We start from the raw sequence: 24831 nt of genomic DNA, 5'->3' as shown, positions 1-24831 counted from the left end.
CCCTACCCCTCCGGCAGGGGAATGAATTCTTCTTCGTCGCCAGGGACGATATCGAAGCGGCCGCTGCGCCACTCTTCCTTGGCCTGTTCGATACGCTCCTTGGACGACGAAACGAAATTCCACCAGATATAGCGCTGTGAGGGCAGAGCTGCGCCGCCAAATAGCATGAAATGCGCGCCTTCCGGTGCGCTGATGATGATTTCGTCGCCGCTGCGAAACGCCAGCAGGCGGTCGGCCGGGAATGTCTCGCCGGCAACCTCCACAGGGCCTTCCAGCGTATAGATCGCCCGCTCTTCGGCCGCTGTCCCCGGTATCTGGATGCGTTTTCCGGGTGCAAGGCGAATATCGACGTAGAGCGTTTCGGCGTGCTGCTTTACCGCTGACCTGGCGCCGTGGAACTTTCCCATGACCACGCGCACGTCGATACCGTTTTCGCTCATCGAAGGAAGCTCGGCAACACCGGTATTGGCAAAAGCCGGGTCGATCTCTTCAAGATGGTCCGGCAAGGCGAGCCAGGTCTGCAGGCCGGAAATCGGCAGCGGCTCCTTGCGCAATTCTTCCGGCGACCGCTCAGAATGGACGATGCCCCGCCCCGCCGTCATCAGGTTCACGTCGCCGGGACGAATGACCATTTCGGTGCCGAGGCTGTCGCGATGGCGTATCTGGCCGTCGAAAAGGTAGGTCACTGTCGAGAGTCCAATATGGGGGTGCGGGCGCACGTCGATCCCCTGGCTCGGACGCAGAATTGCCGGGCCCATGCGGTCGAAAAAAATGAAAGGGCCGACGAGCCGGCGCTTGGCGGTCGGCAGCGCGCGGCGCACTTCAAGGTTGCCGATATCGCTGGTGCGAGGAATGATCAGCGTTTCGATGGCGTCGGCGGCCGTCCTGTCGCCGGGCTCGGGGTCATTGCCAGGGAAAAAGCTCATGGGCGCACTCCTTGGGTCACACCACGACCCGCATTGATACCAACCATAGAGTCCCGGCGCGCCGTTGAACAGCGTCGCTCAATTACTCGGGATCAAGCGGCTCGGTGCCGACCGGCTGTCCGTCGCGGCCGAGGCGAATCTTCTCAACCTTGTCTTCGGCTACTTTCAGCAAGGCATCGCAATGTTTCTTCAGCGCTTCGCCGCGCTCGTAGATGCGAATCGACTGTTCGAGTGGCACGTCACCGCGCTCGAGGTCATCGACGATCTTCTCCAATTGGTCGAGCGCCTGTTCGAAGCTCATGGCAGCGATATCGGTATTGTTCGGGGCGTCGGCCATGGTCAACCTTCCATCAAGCGTTTGATATGCGCGCCCGCAGAGAGCGACATTCCCTTGAGGTCGTAGCCGCCTTCAAGAAGGCTGACAAGGCGATTTCCCGCAAAGCTCCCAGCTCTTTCCATGAGCATTGCGGTTGCCCAGTCGAAATCCTCTTCATCGAGGTTGATTTCGGCGAGCGGATCGCGGCGATGCGCGTCGAAGCCCGCCGAAATGATGATGAGTTCGGGCTGGAAAGTATCGAGCGCGGGCAGAATCCGCGTGGTGAACGCTTCACGGAAATGGTCGCTGCCGGTCATCGGCGCAAGCGGCGCGTTGACGATATTGCCGGCGCCGGTTTCGGATTTCGCACCGGTGCCGGGATAGAGCGGCATCTGGTGCGTCGAACAATAGAGCACCGAGGGATCGTCCCAGAAAATTTCCTGGGTGCCGTTGCCGTGGTGGACGTCCCAATCGACAATCGCGACCCGTTCAACGCCGTGGGCCTTTTGGGCATGGCGTGCGGCAATCGCGGCATTGTTAAAAAGGCAAAAGCCCATAGCCTTGTTGCGCTCGGCGTGATGGCCAGGCGGGCGCGAGGCAACGAAGACATTGTCCGCCCGCTTGGCAAACACGTCGTCGACGGCGGCGGTGGCCGCGCCGATCGCGGTCAAGGCCGCCTCCCAGCTTTTCGGGCTGACTGTCGTATCGGCATCGACGCGCGTCAGCCCCTCATCCGGTATCGTGCCGCGGACGCGCTCGATAAATTCCTGCGGATGCGCATAAAGGATCGTGGCCTCATCGCCCATCGGCGCTTCGGCACGGTCCAGACCGTCAAAAGCGCTGTCCTCCAGCACCTTGGCGAGCGCACGCAGCCGGTCGGGACGCTCGGGGTGGCCCGGGAGCGTCAGGTGTTGGAGATAGATCGGATGCGTATAAAGGCGAGTAACCATGAAAACTTTCTGCGCTGCCAAAAGGGCATGAGCATGACCGATCAGTTGCAGAGCGAATTTGCACCTGTCGGAGCAGCTTGTTCAAGGCGAAAGTGGACGGTTGGTACGAAAGTCGAATTGACGTGGCGTAGCGAACGACCGTCTCATAACAAGGCCCCATCAATTGCGCGTGAGCACATGACCACCATCGCTGAAGTCAAGAATTTGGTGGCGCCCCTGTTGGAGCGCCACCATTATCTCGCGCTCGTCAATCGTAAGCTGATCATCAAGCCGGTACGACATGTCCTGCGGTTCGTGTGCATAGATCGTCGGAGTGACCCGTTCACGTTTGCTGTCGATACAGCCGTGAACCTGTCGTTTTTGAACTTTGGCGGTTGGTCGCTGAGCGGTGGGCGAATGCTCTACATACCAGGACGGCTTTGGGACACGCGCGATCCAGAATCACTGCAGCTTCTGCGCGATATGATCGAGTTCGAGGCGCTGCCTGAGTTGCGCGCCATCAATACGATAGACGATTTTGTTGCACACCGCTCGAATGACCCGGAAAATTCGCGGTATTTTTTCGCAAACCTCAACTGCTTGGCTGTCATCGCCATCGTCAAAGGCGATCTCGACAAGGCGGCATCGATCCTTGAGGCGGGCTTGGCCAGTGGCAAACAGGATTGCGTGCCCAAATATTATCCCCTGCTTCTCGCCCGCGACCGGCAAGGCCTCCTTGATTTCTTCCGCAAGCAGCAACTGAACTCGATCGCAGCGCTCAAGCTTGAAAGCTACTTCGAGCCGGCGCCCTTCCCGGTCGAGTTGCAGGGCGCAACCGCGCGCTAGGCTTCGCTCAAGGCCTGCGCAAGATCTGCGACCAGATCGTCCGGATGCTCGATGCCGATCGACAGGCGGATGGTCGAATCGAGAACGCCGATACGCTGACGCACATCGAAGGGCACGCCCGAATGCGTCATCGTCGCCGGGTGGCTGGCAAGCGAGCATGGACGATCTATTGAGACCAAATTGCACCGGTCAGATCCGCTGGTTCAAGACCAAAATGAACGGGTTGAGACGAAAGTCGAATTGACGCGATGCGGCAGTTATAAGATTATTTTCCTTTTTACAAGGAATATTTTCCATGACGTGGCATACCAATCCTTCCGAATTGCACATGCGGGTTCGTATACAGTCTCAACTTGCGGCTAACAACATGCTGCTTAAGGCAATCCCCTTTGCTTCACGGCCCTTCAACCAGAATCTCGAATACCGACCACGGAAAGAGCAAATCCTTCTGCAGAAGCTCCTCAATTTTGTAGACGCGTTCTATTCTACCAAGGATATACGATACGATCCAAATCAGCCACGTGTGCCTGCAGGTAATTCCACAGGCGGGCAATGGACGAGCGGGGGCGGGTCGATCAGCGGATCGCCTGCGTTAGGTAGTCCTAAGCCGGCAGTGGCGCTATCGAAACCGCTCACAACAGAGGGACCAAGAAATCGCACTGGACAAGGACGAGCGCTGTTTGGTGGCGAGTTACTTCGTCAGTTTGTCGAGACGGACAAACTGCAATCGTCCCATAACGGCGATGCCGATGTATCGATTGATCGTTACAACTGGCTACTTGAAAATGCGCCCGACAGGATCGTTCCGGCGCTTCATTTCATTCCCCACGAATACCAGGAAGAGCAATCCCCAAAGCGCAAAGCGACCGTTGTCCCATTATTGAAAGAGCAAGTCGAGGATGCCTGTCCGTTGTACGGAGCAGTCAAAACCGCAACGAATAATGCCGTGCAGGCGGCGGGTCCCCGCTCCAATTTCGCTTCTGCCGCCGAGTATGGAACGCGCGTACATACGATTTTGAAGGACCTTCTAGTAGCAGACTACGCCGGACGTCTAATAGCCGAACGTTCTTTTCTGAAATACTTTGAGGAGTTGGGTCTTGATGACCGCTACGGTGAGACTGGAGTCGACTATGGCCTTTTGGGTTCACTTCGTCTCGATGTTCTAGAGCGCGTCGCGAACGGTGTTATTTGCGTATACGATATTAAAACTGGCCGGAGCGGGCTGACACCAACGGATGTTAGAAATCGGTAAGTCTGTGGCCAAGAATTTTAAATCGCCAACGCGTATATTCATTATTCCGATCAAGCCGGAGATGGGGACATGACTACCATCGCTGAAGTCAAGAATTTGGTGGCGCCCCTGTTGGAGCGCCACAGTGACCTCGCGCTCGTCAATCGTAAGTTGATCATCAAGCCGGTACGACATGTTCTGCGATTCGTGTGCATAGACCGTCGGAGTGACCCGTTCACATTTGCTGCCGATACAGCCGTGAACTTGTCGTTTTTGAACTTTGGCGGTTGGTCACTGAGCGGTGGGCGAATGCTCTACATACCAGGACGGCTTTGGGATACGCGCGATCCGGAATCGCTCCAGCTTCTTCGCGATATGATCGAGTTCGAGGCGCTGCCTGAGTTGCGCGCCATCAATACGATAGACGATTTCGTTGCACACCGTTCGAATGACCCGGAAAATTCGCGGTACTTTTTTGCCGATCCTGATCTCCTGGCGACGATTGCCATCGTCAAAGGCGATCTCGACAAGGCGGCATCGATCCTTGAGGCGGGCTTGGCCAGTGGCAAACAGGATTGCGTGCCCAAATATTATCCCCTGCTTCTCGCCCGCGACCAACAAGGCCTCCTTGATTTCTTCCGCAAGCAGCAACTGAACTCGATCGCGGCGCTCAAACTCGAAAGCTATTTCGAGCCAGCGCCCTTCCCGATCGAGTTGCAGGGCGCAACCGCGCGCTAGGCTTCGCTCAAGGCCTGCGCAAGATCTGCGACCAGATCGTCCGGATGCTCGATGCCGATCGACAGGCGGATGGTCGAATCGAGAACGCCGATACGCTGGCGCACATCGAAGGGCACGCCCGAATGCGTCATCGTCGCCGGGTGGCTGGCAAGTGATTCCGTGCCGCCAAGGCTCACCGCAAGCTTCAAGATCTGCAGGGCATTCAGGAACTTGAATGCCGCAGGCTGACCGCCGACAATATCGAACGAGAAGGTCGAGCCCGCGCCGGTGCATTGCGCGGCAAAGGTCTTGCCGAGCGGCGATGCCGGGTCATGATAAGGTAGGTAGTGGATTTTCTCGACCTTCGGGTGCTCGCGCAAAAAGTCGGCGATGATGGCCGCGTTGTTATTGGCTTTCTCCATTCTGATCCCAAGGGTTTCGAGCGAGCGGCCGAGCATCCAGCAGGAATGCGGATCGAGCTGGGTGCCGATAGCGCCGCGCAGCGCCTTGACCTGTTTCATGACGGCCTTGGAGCCGAGGGCCGCGCCCGCGATAAGATCCGAATGGCCGCCGACATATTTGGTCAGGGAATAGAGTGAAATATCGGCGCCATGCTCGATGGGGCGCTGGAACACCGGCCCGAGCAATGTGTTGTCGCAGGCGATCACTGGGCGATGGCCTTGCGTTTCGGCAATTGCGTCGGCAACCCGGCGGATCATCGCCACGTCAACCAGGCTGTTCGTCGGATTGGCTGGCGTTTCGATCAAGATCACGGAGACCCGCCCGCGCTTCATCGCGTCCTCGGCGGCAGCTTGAACGGTTGTCTCGTTCACACCGTCGGCAAAGCCGACTGCGGCTACGCCCATATTGAGGAAGGTCTTCGCAAGCAGCGTTTCCGTGCCACCGTAAAGCGGCTGCGAATGAAGGATTGCATCGCCGGGACGGACGAAGGCGAGGAGCGTCGTTGCGATGGCCGACATGCCGGACGAGAACAGGGCACAGCTTTCCGTACGCTCGTAGACGGCAAGCCTGTCCTCGACGATTTCGCTGTTGGGATGGTTGAAGCGCGAATAGACGAGCCCGGCGCCGGTGCCCTCCGGCGGCTCGCGCCGCCCCGAGACAAAATCGAAGAAATCCCGCCCCTCCTCCGCCGACTTGAACACGAAGGTCGAGGTGAGAAATACTGGCGGCTTCACCGCGCCTTCGGACAACTCCGGATCATAACCGTAATTGAGCATCAGGGTTTCAGGATGCAACTCGTGATTGCCGATGCGGGTTTTGGAGGGATGGGGCGCGGTCATAACAGTCTCCTCGCTGGTAGCCTTACCAGCGAGACTATAGCAGATGGGAAGATCGTTCCTTGCGAATTTGCCCGGCTAATCGCAAGAGTTTGAAGGTTAGAGGATGTCCGTCTTCGTGATCTGGATGCCGAAACCTTCGAGGCCGACATAGTGGCGCTCGCGCGAGGATAGAAGCCGGATCGAGGTGATGCCAAGATCTTTAAGGATCTGCGCGCCAAGACCGATCTGCCGCCATTCCTCCTCGCGCACCTTCGCCTCGGCGTGGGCCTCGCGGTCCTGCAGGGTGGCACGATTGCGGTCATCGTCACGGCCGACGCCGACGGAGCCTTCGCGCAGATAAACGATGACGCCGCGCTTTTCTTCGGCAATGCGCTTCATAATACTGTCGAGCGTGTTGCGCGCGCCGAATACATCGCTCAAGACGTCCTCGCGCTGCAGGCGTACCGGCACATCCTCGCCGTCACGAATATCGCCATAGACGATAGCCGCATGGTGCATCGGCTCCCACGGCAAGGCATACGTTATGGCCCTCGCCTTGCCGGCGCAGGTGTCGATATCATATTCGCCGATGCGCTCGATCAAGGTTTCCTTGCGCTGGCGATAGGCGATGAGGTCGGCCACCGTTACCTGGTGCAGATTGTTCGTCTCGGCAAAGGCCGCGACCTGCGGACCGCGCATCACCGAGCCGTCGTCATTGACGAGTTCGCAGATGACGCCGACTGGCGGAAGCCCGGCAAGCTTGCACAGGTCCACGGCAGCTTCAGTATGTCCGGAGCGCATGAGGACGCCGCCTTCGCGCGCGACAAGGGGGAAAATGTGTCCGGGCCGGACAAAATCCGCCGCGCCTGCATTGGGGTTGGCGAGATTGCGGACGGTGAGCGTGCGATCATCGGCGGAAATGCCGGTGGTGGTGCCGTGCTTGTAATCCACCGTCACGGTGAACGCCGTTGCATGCGGCGCGTCGTTCTCGGCGACCATCGGCGCGAGATTGAGACGCCGCGCATGGTCGCGGGGCATAGGCGTACAAACGATGCCCGAGGTGTGGCGGACGATGAACGCCATCTTTTCCGGCGTGCAATGCACGGCCGCAACGATCAGATCCCCCTCATTCTCGCGTCCGTCATCATCCATCACGACGACGATTTCGCCGCGTTCGAAGGCGCGCAGAGCATCGACGACCCGTTTTTGATTGTAAGCCATGAAAGCGCCCCCCCTAGATGCGGCCGGTCTGGCCGCGATGCCTCAAATAATGATCCGCGATGGCGCATGCGACCATCGCTTCGCCGATCGGTACGGCACGGATGCCGACGCAAGGGTCGTGCCTGCCCTTGGTCATCACATCCACCTGCTTTCCATCGGCATCGATGCTGCGGCGCGGGGTCAGGATCGACGAGGTCGGCTTGACGGCAAAGCGGGCAACGACCGGCGCGCCGCTCGAAATTCCGCCCAGTATACCGCCGGCATGATTGGAGAGGAATATGGGTTTGCCGTCATTGCCCATGCGCATCTCATCGGCATTCTCCTCGCCGCTGAGCCTGGCCGACTCGAAACCGTCGCCGATTTCAACGCCCTTCACGGCGTTGATCGACATGAGGTAGCTGGCAATATCCTGATCGAGCTTGGCATAGACCGGCGCGCCAAGACCTGCAGGCACATTCTCAGCGACGACCTCGATAACCGCACCGATCGACGAGCCCGCCTTGCGGATGCCATCGAGATAGGCGGCAAAGGTTTCGACCGAGCCGGCATCGGGCGTAAAGAACGGATTGTTGTCGACCTCGGCCCAGTCCCAGCGAGCACGGTCGATCGAATGGATCCCCATTGCGACCAGCGCGCCGCGCACCAGGAGACCCGGCACGACCTTGCGCGCAATGGCTCCGGCAGCAACGCGCGCGGCGGTCTCGCGGGCCGAGGAGCGCCCCCCGCCGCGATAGTCGCGAATGCCATACTTCACATCGTAGGTATAATCGGCGTGGCCGGGGCGATACTGGCGGGCGATATCGCCATAATCCTTGGAGCGCTGGTCGGTATTCTCGATCATCATCGAGATCGGCGTTCCCGTCGAGATCATGGTGACGCCGTCATCCTGCAACATCACCCCCGAGAGGACCTTGACCTGGTCAGGCTCGCGCCGCTGCGTCGTGTACTTCGACTGGCCGGGCTTGCGCTTGTCGAGGTAGGCCTGGATTTCGGCTTCCGTGAAGGAAATTCCCGGCGGACAGCCGTCGACCACGCAGCCGAGCGCTATGCCGTGGCTTTCGCCCCAGGTGGTGACACGAAAAAGATGACCGAACGTATTGTGCGACATATGGGTTACCCGCCTTTGGGAGGCGTTTTATGAGTGTTTCCTCCCGTGGTCAAACCCGTCGCTGCTAAATTCTCAATGCGGTGCGGATCCTTATGCTCCCGCGATTGCTTTCGCCGGCGACGGTTTCGCCGCCGACGAAAAGATCTTGGAAACAGATCAGTCCAAAGTCACGCCTGTGCTTTTGACGATGGGCTCCCATTTGGCGATTTCCGCCTTCACATGGTCGGCAAGCGCCTCCGGCGTCGATCCGACGATCTGCGCGCTGAAATCATTCATGCGCGTGATCAGTTCGGGATTGGTGAGCGCGGTATTGGCGGCCTTGTTGAGGCTGGCGACAATCTCAGGCGGGGTGCCCGCAGGCGCAAACAGCGCGTTCCAGGTGTAGGTCTCATAGCCAGGCACGGTCTCGGCCACCGTCGGCATATCCGGGAAGGACGGCGCACGCTCCTTCGTCGTGACGCCGAGGCCCTTGAGCGACTTCGCCTTTATATGGGCCGACGAAGAGGGCAGATTGTCGAACATGATCGAAACCTGATTGCCGAGAAGGTCGTTCAAGGCCGGACCTGCGCCCTTATATGGAATATGCTCCATCTTCACGCCGGCCATGCTCTTGAAGAGTTCACCGGACAGATGCAGCGGCGTACCGTTCCCGGATGAAGCATAGGAGTACTTGTCGGGATTGGCCTTCAACAGATCGATGAGTTCCTTGACATTGTTGACCGGCAGCTGCGGATTAACCACGAGCACGTTGGGAACGACGACAAGAAGCGAGACCGGCGCGAAATCCGTCACCGGGTCATAGGGCTTTGTCTTCAGCATGAGCGGATTGAGCGCGTGGGTCGCGACGGTTCCCATCAGGATCGTATAGCCATCGGGATCGGCCTTGGCGACGCGAGCCGCACCGAGATTGCCACCGGCACCGCCGACGTTCTCGACGATCACCTGCTGCCCGAGCGATTTCGACATATTGGCTGCGACGAGGCGGGCAACGAGATCGGTGGATCCGCCGGCGGCAAAAGGCACCACCAATGTAATGGCCCGCTCCGGAAATGTCTCGGCAGCGGCAGGCAATACCGATGCAACTATCGAACCCGCGGCAAGTCCAAGAACAGTGCGTCTGTTAAACCCCATGAATATCTCCTCCATAATCCCGGTTGATTTAATGCATATCGTAATCATCAAAACATAACGGCGCGCAGGGATTACGCAATAAGACTTATGGCGGTATGAAGTAACAAAGCGCGGCGAAGGTGTCTTCTACAAGGCTGTCAAATCGGCCGGCGGCCGTCATAGTGATCAAAATCGCCAAATCATCATCGAGTGTACTCGAAGTACCAATACAATTGCGCCGCCCATGGCGAGCGGCGCTCTCCTGGGTTCCAGTTGTTGCTTACTTATCGAGATCGTGGGCCATCATCAGATGATGTTCCAAGGCCGGCTCTGTCGTAGCGGCCCACGCCTTAAGGTCGGGATTATCGCCGCCCTCGCCGTAGCGCTTGAATAGGTCCACTGCGTCCTTGTGCGCCGAAACCTGATCGGAGTGATACTGCTTGGTGAAATCCTCACCTTGCAGACCGTTGAGCTTATCGAGCGTGCTTTTCTGCGCTGATGTCATTGCCGTCGGGATTGAGGCCTTGACTTTCCCGCTGTCAACCAACTGCTTCAACTCCGCCGACGTCTTCTGATGGTCCGCGATCATCTGCTTCGCGAAAACCTTGGTAGGATCGTCAGCCCGTTCCGCGGCGAGCTTACTGGACTCGATTTCAAACATGTCACTGGTGGCAGCTTCCATAACGAAATCTTCCGTTGTGGGCGCCGCGCCGATCAGAGAGTTGACGCCGGTCTTTTCAGCCGCCGTCTGGGCAAACGTCGGCGTTGACATCATTAACAAGGCAACAGTCACTAAAAGCTTGTTCATCTGGGTTCTCCTTTGCACTGAGCGAACAACGCGGGGTAGGGAACACTGTTCCAAGCACGCAAGCCGATGCCAGCGCGCTCGAGTTGGACAATTCTGCCGTTGTTACGATGGTGCTGGGCGCCTGCCTGATCGGGTTCGCGTCAATAAAAGGCGTAGCGACCGAACCTTATCGCCATGGCGCACGATGGACATGAGGCTCTCCGGGCGATTCTAGGATCGACTAGTTGCCATTCAGAAAACGAACCAAATCGACTAGCGCCATGCTCACGATCGCGGCGGTGGCCACAACGGCGAGTGCCCTTTCGGGGAAAGCAAGTCTGCCAACCGTGCTGACGCGTTTGCCATCCCAATATAAGTGGCCGGTATCCCTGTGAACGCCGATTTTTCCAGAACCATCAATTGTCAGAGGCTCTACGCCGGTCGGCCAATGCGTGGGCATATCGTCGCTCATTCTTTTCTCCTCTTATTCAGGAGTAACCAATCGCGCCCCTGACCGCAAAGCAAGAGGCCCGCTCTCGGGCGTTTGTAGTCAACGCCTTTAGGCCTATCGCTGCGGCTGTGTTGTCGGGGTGGCGACGGTGCTAAGCCGGCCTACCGCAACCAAATCAGCACGGCGACAAGGTGACATTCTGCATGCCGTAGCACGGTGAAGCCGGAGCGCATTACGAGGTTTATCGCAGGCCCCGCCCGTTCTGATCCATCAGTCCCGCCAAGTGCGGGGCTTCCTATATCTTAGCGCGCTTCAGAATATCATTGATCTTGCCCTGCCAGCCTTTGCCGGTGGCCTTGAACTTGGCGATGACTTCTGGCTCCAAACGAAGCGAAATCTGCTGACGAGGGTTGTCGACAGCCGGCCGGCCACGCGAGCGCTTGATACTTTCTGCCAGGTCGGGAAAAGCCTCTGCAAAAGGCTTCGCCTGGGCGAGTTCTTCGTCAGTCGCTTCTGGTGCATCGGGATCGCTGGCGATCTGGCGTTGGATTTCGGCCTCTTCCTCATCAGTCAGAGGCTTCGCATCTTTAAACTTGGTACCCATTACAGGCTCCTTTCTTTCTTACTGGCGTGGCGCATCGAGATAATCGTGAATGCCTCCGAACCAAGCGGACGAAACACGACGGTAATGATCAATGCGCCCTTGAAATAATCGATGGCCATGGAACGCCCCTGCTTGGCGGGGATGATCGTTGAAGCGTAGAAGAACTCGACATCGAGATCGGCGAAATCCAAGCCGTGCTTTTCGATGTTGGTCAGGCGCTTGTGTGGGTCAAAGGTTATTTTCATGGGATTATTTGTATCACATTTAAGAGTGATGGCAAGAATAAAAGTGATACGTTTAATAATTAAAGTGCTACGACAATAGGGGGTGATGGCTCCGTCATCACGTTACGCTGAGCTGACCCCACCTCAAACAACGCAGCGCTGCGAAAGCTGATGTCCTGTTCAAATGCCGGCGGAGACACAAAATGCCCCCAGCATAAGGTTCCTGCGAGCGAGCAGGCCGGGCGGGTGTAGTTCCTTCACGGAATTCCCGAGTATCGCAAGCGTCGGCGCGACGGTTCTAATTTCAACAAATCTACCGCAGATTCGCAATTCTTTTGCCACAAATCATCGCTCTAAGTGTGCGCGTCGCCCGACCACCGATTTGATAAAGAGGATTCGAAAATGCGCTTCTTTGTAGCAACATTCATGTTTATTGCCTCCCTGCTCCCGGTCGGTGCGCTTGCAGACGATGCACAAGGGACAATCACCAAGATCGACGAGGACAATTCGACGATCACGCTCGACGACGGCAAGGTCTATAAATTGCCGGGCGAGTTCGATCTCAGCGTCATCGAGAAGGGCATGAAGGTCACGTTGATGTTCGACGTCGTCAACAAGGAACGCTTCATCACCGATATCGAAGAAACCCAGGAATAATCTGGGCTAAAGCCAGGTAAGCTTGCCGTGCTCAAGGCGCAGGATGTGATCCTGCGTAATGGCGAGGTTGGCCGCGTCGTGGCCATCCAACCCGTTGATCATCTGGAAAATGGTGCGAAGGCAACCGCCATGCGTAACGCACACGGTCGGCCCCTTCACCTCGGACAGCCAGCTCGCCACGCGGATGCCGAGCATCGCATAGCTCTCGGCTGTTGGACCGGGCGGCACGAAGGTCCACTTGTTGCGCGCACGTTCCTCGACCAGTTCCGGCGTCTTCCTGGCGATGTCCTCGATCATATAGCCCTGCCAGTCGCCGAAGCTGACTTCCATCAGGCGCGGATCGGTGTGGTAGGCAGCCGGATCGACACCCATTCGGGTGCGGATGCGTTCCATGGTCTCGCGCGTGCGGCGCAGCGGGCTCGCAACGAAATCGAATCCAGCGCCATCGCCGATGAGCGACTTGATCAGATCGCCGTTGCGGTCGGCCTGAGCGCGGCCGCGCGCATTGATATCGATATCTTCCTGCCCCTGGATTCGCTCCGTCACGTTCCAGTCCGTCTCGCCGTGACGCGAGAAATAAATCAGCGTGTCGGGCGGGATCACTGCGATGCTCAATCTTTCACGACGGAAATGTCAGGTGCGTCAACGGCTTTCATGCCGACGACGTGATAGCCGCTGTCGACGTGATGAACTTCGCCGGTGACCGAGCGCGAAAGGTCGGAAAGGAAATAGAGACCGGCGTCGCCCACTTCCTCGATGCTGACCGTGCGGCGCAGCGGCGCATTGTACTCGTTCCACTTGAGGATATAGCGGAAATCGCCGATGCCTGATGCTGCAAGCGTCTTGATCGGCCCGGCGGAAATGGCATTGACGCGAATATTGTCGGGGCCGAGATCAACCGCGAGATATTTGACGCTCGCCTCGAGCGCGGCCTTGGCAACGCCCATGACGTTATAGTTGGGCATCACTTTTTCGGCGCCGTAATAGGTGAGCGTCAGGATGGAGCCGCCATCTGTCATCAGCTTTTCGGCGCGCTTGGCAACTGCCGTCAACGAATAGACTGAGATCAGCATGGTCTTGCTGAAATTGGCTTCGGACGTGTCGACATAACGGCCGGTCAATTCGTCCTTGTCGGAAAATCCGATGGCGTGCACGAGGAAATCGAGCTTGCCCCATTTCTCTTCGAGAGCTGCAAAACAGGCATCGATGGTCGCTGCGTCGCCGACATCGCAATGGCCGCAGAGGAAAGCGCCGAGTTCCTCCGCGAGCGGCTCGACGCGCTTCTTCAAAGCGTCGCCCTGATATGTGAATGCGAGTTCGGCGCCGGCGTCATGAGCCGCCTTGGCAATGCCCCAGGCGATGGACCTGTTATTGGCCACGCCCATAATCAGGCCCCGTTTACCTTGCATCAAACCGGTTTTGGCGGTCATATACCAACCCTTCATGAGACTTATGATCGATGTGCGGTATCGCACAGCCCGCGCCGGGCTTCAAGCATGCTCTCAATGTCGTTTTGGTTTTTCAGTTGCCGGATTCGCGTAGGAATGCTTCGAGCGCCGGATCGCGATTTTCGGGCAGCATGATGCGAACATGAACGAAGAGATCGCCATGTCCCTCGCCCTTTTTCGGCAAACCCTTGCCCTTCAGCCGCAAAACGCGGTCTGAGCTCGTCCAGGGCGCGACTTTGACCGCCACGCGGCCATTCAACGTATCAACTTCCTGGCGTGATCCGAGAACGGCATCGCGCAGCGATACCGGCAGTTCGACATGGATGTCCCGACCATCGACACGGAACTCAGGGTGCGGCTTGAAACGGATCGTCACCAGAGCGTCGCCCGCGGTGCCGCCCAATACTTCCTCGCCCTGACCCTTGAGCCGAATCGTCTGGCCGTTCTCAACGCCGGTCGGCAATTTGATCGCAAGCCGCTTGCCGTTCGGAAAAATCGCCTCGACCTTCTCGGCACCCGCGGCCTGCTCGAGCGTGATATCGATCGTTGCCTGGAGATCGGCGCCCTTGCGCGGTCCGGCGCGGCGCGCGCCGCCGAAGCCGGCGCCACCCATGCCGGCGCCCTCACCGAAGAGGCTGCTCAATATGTCTTCCGCGCCGAAGCCGGAATTGCCGGCCGTGCTCGAGCGGAATTCGAAACCGCCCGGCCGATGGCGCGCACCGCCGAAACCGGCGAAAGGATCGCCCTCGCCGCCACCAAAACCTTCAAAACCATGGGGAGCGCGCTGCTTGCCTTCCGCGTCAATCTCGCCGCGATCGAACTGGCCCCGGCGCTCCTTGTCGCCGACGATTTCATAAGCCTGGTTGATCTCGGAGAAATTTGCCTGCGCCTTCGGATCATCCTGATTCTGGTCGGGATGGTATTTCTTGGCGAGCTTGCGAAACGCCGATTTTATTTCTTCTGGCTTCGCCGTCTTGGCGACGCCCAACACGCTATAGGGATCGCGCATGTGTCTGCCTTTCCTCGCATGAGCGAGATGTCCTGGGATTCCGCAGCTATATGCTCATGAATAGGAAGAAATTCCAGAGATTTGATGCAAAAAACTACGAAAACAGCTCAAAGCTTGCAACCGCTTACATAGGGGCGAACGATTTCAACGTCCACTGGCCGCCATTTTGCATGCACGTCTCGCCCTTATAGAGCATGACCCCGTCGAACGACTCGCGCGATGTCTGGAATTCGCGGCAAAGTTCTGTCTCGTTCTTCTTTTCGGCAATAGCGGTGATGGTACCCTGACTGCCGGTTTCCGGGTTGGACCACGGCACGGGCTTTTTGCCCCATTGGGTGAAATTGAGGGCGGAGACGATATTGCGGACGGTCGTCTGGTCAGACGATCCTTTCGCATCGACGGCTTGCGCCGGAGCAACCGAACCGGTCACAGCTGTCTGGTCAGGAACCGCCTTCTCAATGCTGAAACCCTTCATGGCACAGCCCTGGAGCAAGCCAAAGACGACAATGATCGCGGGGCCTTTAAAGAGCCCGCCTGCACGCCGCTTATCTGCACGGAATTGCTTGCTACCGGATCGTGGAAACGCCAAAAACATGCCTTTCTCTAACAGGGTCAATTCGAAATGACTATGGGACTATGGATTAAATGAAGTTAACAACGGATTACCCACCCATCGAACGTTATCAAATCGTTAGCTTTCGGGTATCCAAGTCAGCTTTGAAAGACGTGCCGGTTTTCTGTGGAAAGCTCTTTTGGAAAGCTAGAGAGAAGCATCACCTGGACGCGAACCGTGACAGGCGTGCACCAACCTCGGTTGCGAGGAGTAACCCACGAAACGAGGTGTCTGCACGCCCCTCATATTCCATCGAGCAGGAATTGAAACGTGCTGGCGAATCCCATGAAGGCGGCAATGATCATCCACAGCTCTCTCATGAAGCCAAGCCCGATGAGTTGGCCAGGTCCCTCGTACCCGGCAGAGTATTGGACATCATGCAGTTGAAGCTCGGGCGTTTCGGCAAGGACTTTGGCGATAAGCTGATATTCCGCAGCATTGGAGAAGTATTGGCAGTCGTGGATGGCTGTGTCGACTTTCTGCTTAAGATCAGAGAAAAATTTGAAGTGCAGTAGAACACCGTATATCGGGCCGAAATTGCGCTTGAACGGCTTGGGCTTGTGTATTCCGCGAGACAACGAACTCTCACTATCCCAGTAGGTAAGCGGGTATTTTATCAGTTGGTTCGACAAGCCGAACTTCCTGCCTCGTAAACCGCCCTTTATTGACCATCCCGAACTCGCCTGTCCGATAACATACCCGGTTGCATCAAACTGGTTTGCAATCTCCCAAGGCGGAACATCATCGGAAAGGTTCGCGCATGAATGCTCACCCGGATATAAGTCGATCATGGGGGCGGCCATTCTAAAATGTTGCTGGATAGAAAGATGCGTAGCGACGTCAGTGATCGGTCGCTGGTAGCAGTCCTGATAAACAAGATACTCATCTACATCCAGATTGAGGTACCACCGGTTCTGACCATAGTGGTTGAAAATCCATTCCCTCCACAGGATCGAGCGTTGAGCGTCCGCGTATCTAACCGTCGACCGCCAGAGGTCGACGTCATTCTGGGCGGTTAGATATTCGACGGTTCCATCGCAGGATTGGTCGTCAATAACGATAAAACGTGCCACCCCGAGCTTTCTGTAGTGCGCCAGAAACGAACCTAGAAACTTCCTTTCGTTTCTGACCGGCACCACAACTGCAATGTCACTGTCCGTATATTGTGACGTCGCTGTCGCGATCTGATGCATTCCAAGTTGGCTTGACAGGAGAGGAGCAGCCTTTCGCTCTTTAAGCCATGTGCGGACCGCCGCCAGAAAACCACGGTGCCGAAGCCCGATGGAATTGCGCGAAGGATAGCATGTGTTGTTCAACGCGGCGTCCTCAACTCCAGGATGTTGTGCGGACGGTTCACGCAATACTTGCGGCGCCACAATCAATTAATGTAACCGATTCGAAAATGTTTCATAAATGGGCCGAGAAAAATGGGCCACTAAGGTCCCGTCGCAGACCTCAAGCGCGCTCACGTGCCATCTAATTTAGCTGGAAGCCAGGTGCCGCTTGCCATGCAGGGCATGGAGAAGGTAACAAAATTCGAAGACGCCAACCGGAGTTGAGTTATCGGCCATCAAGCGACCTCTGCACCCGTCTTCGAAACCTTATGGAAATCTCAACCAACCATTTGAAATGATCGAGACCCATGACATCAACAGATGACTTCACTGAGAATTCCGAACCATTCGCGCTGTTCGAGGAATGGCTTGGGGATGCCACCAAAACCGAGCCTAATGATCCGAACGCTGTTGCGCTTGCGACAGTCGATTCAGACGGCCTGCCGGACGTGCGCATGGTTCTCTTGAAAGGGTTCGATACACAAGGCTTTGTTTTTTACACGAATTTCGAGAGCCGGAAGGGCGAAGAAATCCTCGGATCGATGAAGGCTGCCATGTGCTTCCACTGGAAGTCACTGCGCCGGCAGGTGCGTGTACGCGGCCCGGTCGAAATCGTCAGCAAGGAAGAGGCCGATGCATATTATGCCACGCGGCCGCGTGGCAGCCGCATCGGCGCATGGGCGTCGAAGCAGTCGCGACCGCTCGAAAGCCGGTTTGCGCTGGAAAAGGCCGTGGCAGAATATACGGCCCGCTACGCGATTGGCGAAATCCCGCGTCCCGACCATTGGTCAGGTTTCCGGATTCGCCCTACATCCATTGAATTCTGGCACGACCGGCCGTTCCGCTTGCACGACCGCGTGGTCTTCAGCCGCGACGAGCCAGCCGGTGACTGGAACAAGACGCGGCTCTATCCCTAAGCTGCGTTCAGGATCTGGGCTTAGCCTTTCTTGCGGCTGAGGAAGGCGATGAACGCCGCCCGCGCCTCGTCCGACTGAAGGCGCTCGGCAAAGAGCTTGGCCTCGAGATGGATGCGGTCGATGGTTTCCTTCCGCGGCATCCGCAGCAGATCGCGGGCAATCTGCATCGCTTGCGGCGGCTTAGCGGCGATTTCGGTCGCCGCCTTCAACACGGACGCCTCGAGTTCGTCTGTCTCCACCAACCGGTAGATCAGCCCGGCTTCCTTCGCCTCGACCGCATTCAGGCCATCACCCATGGCGAGAAAGGCAAAGGCGCGTTGCTGACCCATCAGAGCTGGTCCGAGCAGGCTTGATGCCGCTTCCGGGACGAGGCCGAGATCGACAAACGGCGTCTTGAAATAGGACTGTGGTGTAGCGAAGCTCAAGTCGCAATGAAGCTGCAGCGTCGACCCGACACCAATGGCGAGGCCGTCTACGCCCGCGAGCAGCGGCTTTTTCGCATTGGCGACCGCTACGAGAAAGTCGATGACCTCCGTGCCCATTTGGCCCGTGGTGGCGAAGGCCATGAAGTCCTGCAGGTCGTTACCGGAGGAAAATGCGCCCGGCACGCCGAAAAAGACATTGGCGCGGATGTCTGGATCGCTGTCGCTGTCGGCAATTGCCCTGGACATCGCCGCATACATTGTGCGTGTCAGCGCATTCTTCTTGTCGGGTCGGTTCATGCGAATGACTTGAACCGCGCCGTTGCGCTCGATCTGTATATGCTCAGACATGTGGTCCCCTGTTAGGAAAGCGCCGTGCGCGCGGCGAGCAGGCTGGCGGCGCCATGAATGACACGGTCCTTTAGCGCCGCCGTTTCGGCGAGAAGATTTTCGGCGAAGAATCGTGCAAGTGCCGAGCGCCCGGCGTTGTTGCCGCCGAGGGCTGCCTTGGCGAGATAGGCCGCACCCGCGGCAAGACCGAAGAGCCGCAGGAAAGGCGTCGCCCCCGCAAAGGCGTCGCTGACCCTGCCCTCGGCGATCGCCGCCTGCAGCCAGGTACCCGCTTCGGCAAGATCGTCGAGGCCGCCAGACAGGCGCTTTGCGGTCTCGCCAAACTCGATGCTGTTCGAGGCGTTGACGGCTTCGGCGATTTCTCGAAGCTCGGCGATATAGCCGGCGAAATGCTGCCCGCCGGCAAGCGACAGCTTGCGCTGGACAAGGTCTATGGCCTGAATGCCGTTGGTGCCTTCATAGATCGGCGCAATGCGCGCATCACGCAGCAGCTGTGCGGCGCCCGTCTCCTCGATATAGCCCATGCCGCCATGAACCTGGATACCGATTGACGCAACGTCTACGCCTATATCGGTCGAGAAAGCCTTGGCGACGGGGGTCAAGAGATTGGCCCGATCGGACCAAAACCGCGCCTCATCGCCTTCGCCGGTCTTCGCCATGTCGATGGCATGGGCACAGGCGTAGGCTATTGCGCGCGCGGCACCAGTCAGGCCCTTCATCGTCAATAGATTGCGCTGGACATCGGGGTGCTCGATGATCGGACTCATGCCTTCGCCCTTCCAGCCGGGCGCTCGCATCTGTCGGCGGTCCTCGGCATAGGCGAGCGCTTTCTGATAGGCAGTCTCGGCAACAGCGACCCCCTGTATCCCGACCGCAAGGCGGGCGTTGTTCATCATGGTGAACATGCAGGCGAGACCGCGGTTTTCCTCACCGATCAGCCAGCCGACCGCACCCGGCTCGCGGCCCTTGGCAAATCCGTCCCCGTAGATCATCGTGCAGGTTGGCGAGCCATGGATGCCCATCTTGTGCTCGACGCCTCCACAGAAAACATCATTGCGGGCCCCGAGCGAACCATCCTTGTCGAAGAGGATTTTCGGCACGAGAAACAGCGAGATACCTTTCGTTCCCTGCGGGGCGTCGGGAAGCCGGGCGAGGACGAGATGGACGATGTTGTCGGTCAGGTCGTGCTCGCCATAGGTAATGAAAATCTTGCTGCCGAAAATGCGATAGGTGCCATCCTCGGCGCGTTCGGCGCGCGTGCGCAATGCGCCGACATCGGAGCCGGCCTGCGGCTCCGTAAGGTTCATCGTGCCCATCCATTCGCCGGAAACGAGCTTCGGCAGATAAAGATGCCTAAGATCGTCGGCCGCATGCGCTTCCAGCGCCTCGATGGCGCCAAGGGTCAACGTCGGGCCAATCCCGAATGCCATGGAGCCCGAGTTCCACATCTCGAATGTTGCAATGGCAAGCATCATCGGCAGGCCCTGCCCGCCGAACTCTTCGGGGCCGGTCAAGGCGTTCCAGCCGCCGTCTATCCACTCGCGATAGACTTCCTTCCAGCCGGGCGGGGTCGTCACTTCGCCATCCTTAAGTGGCGTGCCATGCTTGTCGCCGACTTCAAGCAGGGGCGCGACGCGCGTCGACGCAAAACGTCCGGCCTCTTCGACAATGGCATCGACAAGGTCACCCGAAAGGTCGCCGAAGCGGCCCTGTTCCAACGCGGCGTCAAGACCGGCGGTCACTCTGAGCGTGTGGATAATTTCCTCGACGGGCGCGCGGTACATGTCACGTCTCCTTATGCGTGATGGCAGCGGGCGCACATTGCAACCGCATCGGGGCGCAAGCAAGTGTATTTTTACGTAAACGTAAGATACTTGGAGAAGGCGCTTTCGCTTCGTGATGGGCGCAACGGGTGCAAAATCGGTGACTAACCAAATATTAACCGCGATGCGGCGACCATCCTTGGTTAGTATGGGTTTGATCGCACCGTGTGAAGGATTTCCGTTTGACGATCCGCGTGCCCAGATTTGCCATTGCAACGGTCCTCGCGGCCTTGTTTCTCGGCGACCCGGCGCAGGCGGCATCCGAATTCACCACCCCATGGTCGAACAATGCGCGCGCCATCGTCCTCGACGGCTACGAGCACAATTCCTTCAATCTCGTTGAAATCGCCAAGGACCCCAGGATTGCGGCGTTCATCCACAAGGGATCGGACGGCCTGCCGGCAAACTACCAGTGCAAGCGCATTGCCGATGCCATGCAGCAGGAGCTGTGCAAACGCATCTGGCGCAACTATGCAGTCTCACGCGAGCTTTACCAGACACGCCGGATTCTGGCGAAGGCGCTGGGGTTAAAATGGGGCGCTTATCATCTCGCGCGCCCGGGCAATCCCATCGAGCAGGCAAACCATTTCGTCGATTATGCCGAACCGAGCGACGACGAACTCGTCGCCATCGATATCGAAGAGAACGATCCGTCGAAGTTCATGTCGCTGCAGGATGCGGAGATTTTCGCCGAGCACATCAAGTTCAGGATCGGGCGCTATCCGGTCCTTTATACGAATGGCACGACCGCACGTTACATCGCCGACCATCGCCTGGAGCTGCCGATCCTGTCGCGCCTGCAGCTCTGGTACGCGCGCTACGAAAGCGATATCGCGCCGCATTTTCCCAAAGGCAACTGGCGCGATTACGCCCTTTGGCAATTTACCTCGCCGAGCAACTGCAACAAGCAGAAGTGCCCCTATCGCCCGGCCGGAACAAACCGCGACATCGACGTCAACATCACCGATATGACCGTGGCGCAGTTGCGGCGGGCGTGGCCGTTCGGCGAACTGGTCGATGCGATACCACCTGACGACTTGCCGACGCCAGGCAATCGCCCCTCACCGCGCGACGATATATTGATGGCAGCGGCACAGCCGCCGCTTATTGATTACCGGCGCCTGAAGGAAATGACGGTGACATTGCACGCCGCCGCAGCGAACTTCCTTGCCGAAGCCTCGACACTGCTTGAAAGGAATGACCCGCGCACAGACAAGGTCGACCAGTCGATAACAGCTTCGATCTCGCTGAAGTTGGATACCGACGAAAGGCTGAATGGCCTTTCGGCACGCAAGGCGACCGTGGAGCAGTTGTGGACCAGTCTACGCGAAGCCTCCGAGCCGGCGGCGCCCGACCAGCGCGTCGTGGTAACCCATTACTGCTTCAAATACTTCGTGCCGAAGTCCAGGCAAACGGTGGAAGGGCAGCTTGCTGCGCTCGACCCCTTCCTATAGAGCGGCGGTCTTCTCGCGCTCAATGGCGCGCCAGCCGATGTCGCGCCTATAGAAGCCCTCCGGCCAGTCTATCTTGGCAATGGCAGCGTAGGCTGCGGCCTGAGCCTGCGCCACGGTACGGCCGCTTGCGGTGACGTTCAGTACGCGCCCGCCATTGGCGACGAGTTCGCCGTCTTTCTCTGCCGTCCCGGCATGAAATATCTCGACAGAACCGTCGGCGGCAGCCGAATCGAGCCCCCTGATGACGCTGCCCTTTTCAGGCGCTGCCGGATAGCCCCGGGCGGCCATGACGACGGTCAATGCAGGTTCGTCGTTCCAGCGCACCGAAACCTGCTCGAGCATGCCGTCGGCAGCGGCCTTGAGCAGCAGCAGCAGATCGTCCTTCAGGCGTAGCATCAGGACCTGCGTTTCCGGATCGCCAAACCGCGTGTTGTACTCGATCAGCTTCGGCCCGTCCTTCGTGATCATCAGGCCCGCGAAGAGGATACCGCTGAACGGCGCGCCGATTTCCGCCATGCCGCGCATGGTCGGCTCGATTAGTTCGCGCATCGTCCGGTCGATCATCGCCTGCGGCATAACCGGGGCGGGCGAATAAGCGCCCATGCCGCCGGTGTTGACGCCGGTATCGCCTTCGCCGACGCGCTTGTGATCCTGGGCGGTGCCGAATGGAAGCGCGGTCTTTCCATCACAAAGGCAGAAGAAGCTTGCCTCCTCGCCATCGAGATATTCCTCCACCACGACCTCGGCGCCGGCACCGCCAAAGGCTCCGGAAAAACAGGCTTCAACAGCGTCGAGCGCTTCCTGCAGCTCGAATGCCACCACAACGCCCTTGCCGGCGGCGAGACCATCGGCCTTGACGACGATCGGCACACCCTGCTGCCGGACATAAGCCTTGGCGGCATCGGCCTGCGTGAAACGCTGGTAGGCGCCGGTCGGAATATCGAAACTGGCGCAGAGGTCTTTGGTGAAGCCCTTCGAGCCTTCAAGCCGAGCCGCAGCCTTGGACGGACCGAAAACCAGAATGCCGGCGGCGCGAAGTTCGTCGGCTATGCCGGCAACCAAAGGCGCTTCGGGTCCGACCACGACGAAATCAATGGCGTTTTCCTTGCAGAAAGCGACGATCTGCGCATGGTTGGCGGGGTCGAGCGCGACGCACTCCGCGACCTTGGCAATGCCGGGATTGCCCGGTGCGCAATAGAGCCTCGTCAATACGGGCGAGGCCGCGATCTTCCATGCCAGCGCGTGTTCCCGGCCACCGGACCCAATAAGCAGGACTTTCATCGACATCGTGCTCCGCATGTTTACGAGTTGCCGTGTCGGTATGGCCTTGACGCTTGAGGGTCAAGCACCTCGCGCAAATTTGCCCGGAAATACGTCTATAATGCTTGACTGCATCGCTGCCCGCTGCAAGGTCAGGCCATGACTTCAGAGAAAGACACGATCCAGTCGACACAATCGCGCGGCCGCGTATTCGACGCGCCGTCGGGCCATTGGGTCTATCGCACGCTTCCGAACTGGCTGTGGCCCTATGCCCAGCTGGCGCGCTGGGACCGTCCCATCGGATGGTGGCTTCTGCTTTGGCCTTGCTGGTGGGGCGCGGCACTCGCCGCCAGCGCTGGCGCAAAGGTAGGCGACCCGATCTGGTCGGTCCTGCCCTCGCCCTATCACCTTGTTCTGTTCCTCGTCGGCGCCATCGCCATGCGCGGCGCCGGCTGCACTTATAACGACCTTGCCGATGAGGATATCGACAACAAGGTGGCGCGCACGCGCTCGCGGCCGCTGCCATCAGGACAGGTGACGCGCAAGCAGGCCAAGGTCTTCCTCGTTCTGCAAACCCTGGTCGGATTGGCGGTGCTGCTGCAGTTCAATCGCTTCACGATCCTGCTTGCCATCGCATCGCTGGTGATCGTCGCGATTTATCCGTTCATGAAGCGAATCACCAATTGGCCGCAACTCGTGCTCGGGCTTGCCTTTTCCTGGGGCGCGCTTGTCGGCTGGTCGGCGCATTTCGGCGCGCTCGCCTGGCCGGCGGTCCTGCTTTATGCCGGATCGATTCTCTGGGTCATCGGCTATGACACGATCTACGCCCACCAGGACAAGGAAGACGACGCGCTTGTCGGCGTGCGTTCAACCGCCCGCCTTTTCGGCAACCGCACGCGCGAAGCGCTCATGATCCTTTATGGAGGAGCGCTGGCGCTGTTTCTCTGGGCCTTCGCCATGGCGGAAGTGCCGATGCCAGCGGTCGCCGGCCTGCTGGCCGCCGGCGCGCATATGTACCGGCAGATCATGACCCTCGATATCGACAACCCTTCCGAGTGCCTGCGCCTCTTCAAATCGAATAGCGTCGTCGGCTGGCTGATCTTCCTCGGCCTCGTCTTCGGCGGATTGTGGACCGTGGTCAAGCCGATGTTCTGATTGCCGGGGCTCCGGCCTATCTGGAGCCCTGAGCAATCACCTCCTGGCCGCCGATAACCAATCGCAGTCCAAGATCGCCGACCTTGCGCCGGGCGAGGAACCTTGGCCGGCGGCGACGTGGCTCGCGGCCCTGCCGGCGCTCCTTCGGCGCGGAAACGGTCACAGGACCGATGCTCTGTTCGAGCTGCCGCGCAATACCGTCCTCCTCGACCAGCATCATCGGCAGGGCGAACAGCGAGGACCAGGCGCGCCAGTCGGCGGCGATGTCGTTGAGGTCGTGGGCGACCAGCAGAGGTACGGAAAGATGCGGGTCGGTGTGCATGAGTTCGAGCGTGACGGTGATATCGCCGAGTTCGTCTTCGGTTGCCCGCGCGGTAACGCCCAGAAAGGCGCAAGCCGGCAAAGCCAGCGAGACCGGCAAATGACTCGCCGGCAGCAGGCGTTTTACCACCGCGCCGCGCTCATGCAGCGTGAAAGTGACGTCGCCGCGGTCATCGCGCGTGGCATAGGTGACCGTTTGTGGCAGGTGGAATGGATCAAGCCGGAACTCCCGACCTGCCCAAACCGGCTTGGCTCCGGCTTTGTTCATGTGACGCCTTCTGTCGATCCTGAGAGCCGGTATTCCGGTCATCTCGTTT

General features: G+C 58.7%; 28 protein-coding genes. 7 read left to right on the top strand and 21 right to left on the bottom strand.

Annotated elements, in window-relative coordinates:
- Positions 1–2 precede the first annotated feature (2 nt).
- From BLR72_RS15145 to BLR72_RS15135, 3 genes are all read right to left on the bottom strand, one after another.
- Entirely contained in the window at positions 3–926 is a 924-nt protein-coding gene (locus BLR72_RS15145) for a pirin family protein (protein ID WP_091949937.1), read from the bottom strand.
- Positions 927–1008: 82 nt separating this feature from the next.
- On the bottom strand, positions 1009–1263 hold the full coding sequence (locus BLR72_RS15140; protein WP_027230082.1) for an exodeoxyribonuclease VII small subunit: 255 nt from the start codon (positions 1261–1263) through the stop codon (positions 1009–1011).
- 2 nt (positions 1264–1265) lie between these two features.
- Entirely contained in the window at positions 1266–2192 is a 927-nt protein-coding gene (locus BLR72_RS15135; protein WP_091949935.1) for a histone deacetylase family protein, read from the bottom strand.
- Between the two features lie 177 nt (positions 2193–2369).
- On the opposite strand from BLR72_RS15135, the gene BLR72_RS15130 reads away from it, so the two are divergent.
- Positions 2370–3017, top strand: a complete 648-nt coding sequence (locus BLR72_RS15130) for a hypothetical protein (protein ID WP_091949933.1) — start codon at positions 2370–2372, stop codon at positions 3015–3017.
- On the opposite strand, the gene BLR72_RS15125 is transcribed toward BLR72_RS15130, so the two are convergent.
- On the bottom strand, positions 3014–3196 hold the full coding sequence (locus BLR72_RS15125; RefSeq protein ID WP_280140134.1) for a PLP-dependent transferase: 183 nt from the start codon (positions 3194–3196) through the stop codon (positions 3014–3016). The genes BLR72_RS15130 and BLR72_RS15125 overlap by 4 nt on opposite strands.
- A 116-nt stretch (positions 3197–3312) precedes the next feature.
- Between BLR72_RS15125 and BLR72_RS15120 the strand changes: the two genes are divergently transcribed.
- Together BLR72_RS15120 and BLR72_RS15115 are read left to right on the top strand one after the other, a co-directional pair.
- Positions 3313–4269, top strand: a complete 957-nt coding sequence (locus tag BLR72_RS15120) for a hypothetical protein (protein ID WP_091949931.1) — start codon at positions 3313–3315, stop codon at positions 4267–4269.
- Positions 4270–4338: 69 nt separating this feature from the next.
- Positions 4339–4986 carry a hypothetical protein gene (locus BLR72_RS15115; RefSeq protein ID WP_091949929.1) on the top strand — a complete coding sequence of 216 codons (648 nt, stop codon included), beginning with the start codon at positions 4339–4341 and terminating at the stop codon, positions 4984–4986.
- On the opposite strand, the gene BLR72_RS15110 is transcribed toward BLR72_RS15115, so the two are convergent.
- The 8 genes from BLR72_RS15110 to BLR72_RS15075 form a co-directional block, all read right to left on the bottom strand.
- Positions 4983–6266, bottom strand: coding sequence for a cystathionine gamma-synthase family protein (locus BLR72_RS15110; protein ID WP_091949927.1), 1284 nt, complete (start codon positions 6264–6266; stop codon positions 4983–4985). The two genes, BLR72_RS15115 and BLR72_RS15110, sit on opposite strands and share 4 nt — an antisense overlap.
- Before the next feature lie 96 nt (positions 6267–6362).
- On the bottom strand, positions 6363–7466 hold the full coding sequence (ribB, locus tag BLR72_RS15105; RefSeq protein ID WP_027230086.1) for a 3,4-dihydroxy-2-butanone-4-phosphate synthase: 1104 nt from the start codon (positions 7464–7466) through the stop codon (positions 6363–6365).
- A gap of 13 nt (positions 7467–7479) precedes the next feature.
- Entirely contained in the window at positions 7480–8574 is a 1095-nt protein-coding gene (gene aroC, locus BLR72_RS15100) for a chorismate synthase (RefSeq protein WP_091949925.1), read from the bottom strand.
- 156 nt (positions 8575–8730) lie between these two features.
- Positions 8731–9705: a Bug family tripartite tricarboxylate transporter substrate binding protein gene (locus BLR72_RS15095; protein ID WP_162737262.1), complete on the bottom strand. Its 975-nt coding sequence runs from the start codon at positions 9703–9705 to the stop codon at positions 8731–8733.
- 259 nt (positions 9706–9964) lie between these two features.
- Positions 9965–10492 carry a DUF4142 domain-containing protein gene (locus tag BLR72_RS15090; RefSeq protein WP_091949921.1) on the bottom strand — a complete coding sequence of 176 codons (528 nt, stop codon included), beginning with the start codon at positions 10490–10492 and terminating at the stop codon, positions 9965–9967.
- Positions 10493–10712: 220 nt separating this feature from the next.
- A complete protein-coding gene (locus BLR72_RS15085; protein ID WP_091949919.1) occupies positions 10713–10943 on the bottom strand; it encodes a hypothetical protein in 231 nt (76 codons plus the stop codon).
- 274 nt (positions 10944–11217) lie between these two features.
- Complete coding sequence (locus BLR72_RS15080) at positions 11218–11526, bottom strand: BrnA antitoxin family protein (protein ID WP_091949917.1); 309 nt, start codon at positions 11524–11526, stop codon at positions 11218–11220.
- Positions 11526–11771 carry a BrnT family toxin gene (locus tag BLR72_RS15075; protein ID WP_091949916.1) on the bottom strand — a complete coding sequence of 82 codons (246 nt, stop codon included), beginning with the start codon at positions 11769–11771 and terminating at the stop codon, positions 11526–11528. Before BLR72_RS15075 ends, BLR72_RS15080 begins: the two co-directional genes overlap by 1 nt.
- Before the next feature lie 381 nt (positions 11772–12152).
- Here BLR72_RS15075 and BLR72_RS15070 point away from each other — a divergent pair, with 381 nt between their 5' ends.
- On the top strand, positions 12153–12407 hold the full coding sequence (locus BLR72_RS15070; protein WP_027230091.1) for a DUF1344 domain-containing protein: 255 nt from the start codon (positions 12153–12155) through the stop codon (positions 12405–12407).
- Positions 12408–12413: 6 nt separating this feature from the next.
- On the opposite strand, the gene BLR72_RS15065 is transcribed toward BLR72_RS15070, so the two are convergent.
- From BLR72_RS15065 to BLR72_RS15045, 5 genes are all read right to left on the bottom strand, one after another.
- A complete protein-coding gene (locus BLR72_RS15065; protein ID WP_244506729.1) occupies positions 12414–13016 on the bottom strand; it encodes a histidine phosphatase family protein in 603 nt (200 codons plus the stop codon).
- A gap of 2 nt (positions 13017–13018) precedes the next feature.
- A complete protein-coding gene (gene fabI / locus BLR72_RS15060) occupies positions 13019–13837 on the bottom strand; it encodes an enoyl-ACP reductase FabI (protein ID WP_027230093.1) in 819 nt (272 codons plus the stop codon).
- 91 nt (positions 13838–13928) lie between these two features.
- Positions 13929–14864, bottom strand: a complete 936-nt coding sequence (locus BLR72_RS15055; RefSeq protein WP_027230094.1) for a DnaJ C-terminal domain-containing protein — start codon at positions 14862–14864, stop codon at positions 13929–13931.
- 124 nt (positions 14865–14988) lie between these two features.
- Positions 14989–15459, bottom strand: coding sequence for an RT0821/Lpp0805 family surface protein (locus BLR72_RS15050; protein WP_348271826.1), 471 nt, complete (start codon positions 15457–15459; stop codon positions 14989–14991).
- A gap of 260 nt (positions 15460–15719) precedes the next feature.
- Positions 15720–16793, bottom strand: coding sequence for a glycosyltransferase family 2 protein (locus BLR72_RS15045; protein ID WP_139202536.1), 1074 nt, complete (start codon positions 16791–16793; stop codon positions 15720–15722).
- 326 nt (positions 16794–17119) lie between these two features.
- Between BLR72_RS15045 and pdxH the strand changes: the two genes are divergently transcribed.
- Positions 17120–17728 carry a pyridoxamine 5'-phosphate oxidase gene (gene pdxH, locus BLR72_RS15040; protein ID WP_091949912.1) on the top strand — a complete coding sequence of 203 codons (609 nt, stop codon included), beginning with the start codon at positions 17120–17122 and terminating at the stop codon, positions 17726–17728.
- 20 nt (positions 17729–17748) lie between these two features.
- Here pdxH and BLR72_RS15035 read toward each other — a convergent pair whose 3' ends face one another.
- Both BLR72_RS15035 and BLR72_RS15030 read right to left on the bottom strand, forming a co-directional pair.
- Positions 17749–18501, bottom strand: a complete 753-nt coding sequence (locus BLR72_RS15035; RefSeq protein ID WP_091949910.1) for a crotonase/enoyl-CoA hydratase family protein — start codon at positions 18499–18501, stop codon at positions 17749–17751.
- 11 nt (positions 18502–18512) lie between these two features.
- Positions 18513–20285: an acyl-CoA dehydrogenase gene (locus tag BLR72_RS15030; RefSeq protein ID WP_091949908.1), complete on the bottom strand. Its 1773-nt coding sequence runs from the start codon at positions 20283–20285 to the stop codon at positions 18513–18515.
- 221 nt (positions 20286–20506) lie between these two features.
- Between BLR72_RS15030 and BLR72_RS15025 the strand changes: the two genes are divergently transcribed.
- Positions 20507–21778: a glycoside hydrolase family 25 protein gene (locus BLR72_RS15025; protein ID WP_244506717.1), complete on the top strand. Its 1272-nt coding sequence runs from the start codon at positions 20507–20509 to the stop codon at positions 21776–21778.
- Here BLR72_RS15025 and purD read toward each other — a convergent pair.
- Positions 21773–23059, bottom strand: coding sequence for a phosphoribosylamine--glycine ligase (gene purD, locus BLR72_RS15020; protein WP_091950281.1), 1287 nt, complete (start codon positions 23057–23059; stop codon positions 21773–21775). The two genes, BLR72_RS15025 and purD, sit on opposite strands and share 6 nt — an antisense overlap.
- Before the next feature lie 138 nt (positions 23060–23197).
- Between purD and ubiA the strand changes: the two genes are divergently transcribed.
- The gene (gene ubiA / locus BLR72_RS15015; protein ID WP_091949906.1) at positions 23198–24193 is read left to right on the top strand and encodes a 4-hydroxybenzoate octaprenyltransferase; all 996 of its coding nucleotides are present in this window, start codon (positions 23198–23200) and stop codon (positions 24191–24193) included.
- 16 nt (positions 24194–24209) lie between these two features.
- Here ubiA and BLR72_RS15010 read toward each other — a convergent pair whose 3' ends face one another.
- Positions 24210–24782, bottom strand: a complete 573-nt coding sequence (locus tag BLR72_RS15010) for a DUF6101 family protein (RefSeq protein WP_027230101.1) — start codon at positions 24780–24782, stop codon at positions 24210–24212.
- Positions 24783–24831 lie beyond the last annotated feature (49 nt).

The sequence above is a fragment of the Phyllobacterium sp. YR620 genome, from assembly GCF_900104165.1.
Classification (GTDB): Bacteria; Pseudomonadota; Alphaproteobacteria; order Rhizobiales; family Rhizobiaceae; genus Phyllobacterium; species Phyllobacterium pellucidum.
Note: the sequence above shows the minus strand (reverse complement) of the source record. Positions and strands in the feature narration are given on the sequence as shown.

Bases quoted from the DNA above. Each gene is read 5' to 3' on its own strand.
- BLR72_RS15050 (WP_348271826.1), bottom strand. From the start codon at position 15,459: ATGTTTTTGGCGTTTCCACGATCCGGTAGCAAGCAATTCCGTGCAGAT.
- aroC (WP_091949925.1), bottom strand. From the start codon at position 8,574: ATGTCGCACAATACGTTCGGTCATCTTTTTCGTGTCACCACCTGGGGC.
- BLR72_RS15140 (WP_027230082.1), bottom strand. From the start codon at position 1,263: ATGGCCGACGCCCCGAACAATACCGATATCGCTGCCATGAGCTTCGAA.
- BLR72_RS15030 (WP_091949908.1), bottom strand. From the start codon at position 20,285: ATGTACCGCGCGCCCGTCGAGGAAATTATCCACACGCTCAGAGTGACC.
- BLR72_RS15145 (WP_091949937.1), bottom strand. From the start codon at position 926: ATGAGCTTTTTCCCTGGCAATGACCCCGAGCCCGGCGACAGGACGGCC.
- BLR72_RS15110 (WP_091949927.1), bottom strand. From the start codon at position 6,266: ATGACCGCGCCCCATCCCTCCAAAACCCGCATCGGCAATCACGAGTTG.
- purD (WP_091950281.1), bottom strand. From the start codon at position 23,059: ATGAAAGTCCTGCTTATTGGGTCCGGTGGCCGGGAACACGCGCTGGCA.
- BLR72_RS15055 (WP_027230094.1), bottom strand. From the start codon at position 14,864: ATGCGCGATCCCTATAGCGTGTTGGGCGTCGCCAAGACGGCGAAGCCA.
- BLR72_RS15075 (WP_091949916.1), bottom strand. From the start codon at position 11,771: ATGAAAATAACCTTTGACCCACACAAGCGCCTGACCAACATCGAAAAG.
- BLR72_RS15135 (WP_091949935.1), bottom strand. From the start codon at position 2,192: ATGGTTACTCGCCTTTATACGCATCCGATCTATCTCCAACACCTGACG.
- BLR72_RS15080 (WP_091949917.1), bottom strand. From the start codon at position 11,526: ATGGGTACCAAGTTTAAAGATGCGAAGCCTCTGACTGATGAGGAAGAG.
- fabI (WP_027230093.1), bottom strand. From the start codon at position 13,837: ATGACCGCCAAAACCGGTTTGATGCAAGGTAAACGGGGCCTGATTATG.
- pdxH (WP_091949912.1), top strand. From the start codon at position 17,120: ATGACATCAACAGATGACTTCACTGAGAATTCCGAACCATTCGCGCTG.
- BLR72_RS15090 (WP_091949921.1), bottom strand. From the start codon at position 10,492: ATGAACAAGCTTTTAGTGACTGTTGCCTTGTTAATGATGTCAACGCCG.
- ubiA (WP_091949906.1), top strand. From the start codon at position 23,198: ATGACTTCAGAGAAAGACACGATCCAGTCGACACAATCGCGCGGCCGC.
- BLR72_RS15130 (WP_091949933.1), top strand. From the start codon at position 2,370: ATGACCACCATCGCTGAAGTCAAGAATTTGGTGGCGCCCCTGTTGGAG.
- ribB (WP_027230086.1), bottom strand. From the start codon at position 7,466: ATGGCTTACAATCAAAAACGGGTCGTCGATGCTCTGCGCGCCTTCGAA.
- BLR72_RS15070 (WP_027230091.1), top strand. From the start codon at position 12,153: ATGCGCTTCTTTGTAGCAACATTCATGTTTATTGCCTCCCTGCTCCCG.
- BLR72_RS15095 (WP_162737262.1), bottom strand. From the start codon at position 9,705: ATGGGGTTTAACAGACGCACTGTTCTTGGACTTGCCGCGGGTTCGATA.
- BLR72_RS15010 (WP_027230101.1), bottom strand. From the start codon at position 24,782: ATGAACAAAGCCGGAGCCAAGCCGGTTTGGGCAGGTCGGGAGTTCCGG.
- BLR72_RS15085 (WP_091949919.1), bottom strand. From the start codon at position 10,943: ATGAGCGACGATATGCCCACGCATTGGCCGACCGGCGTAGAGCCTCTG.
- BLR72_RS15120 (WP_091949931.1), top strand. From the start codon at position 3,313: ATGACGTGGCATACCAATCCTTCCGAATTGCACATGCGGGTTCGTATA.
- BLR72_RS15035 (WP_091949910.1), bottom strand. From the start codon at position 18,501: ATGTCTGAGCATATACAGATCGAGCGCAACGGCGCGGTTCAAGTCATT.
- BLR72_RS15115 (WP_091949929.1), top strand. From the start codon at position 4,339: ATGACTACCATCGCTGAAGTCAAGAATTTGGTGGCGCCCCTGTTGGAG.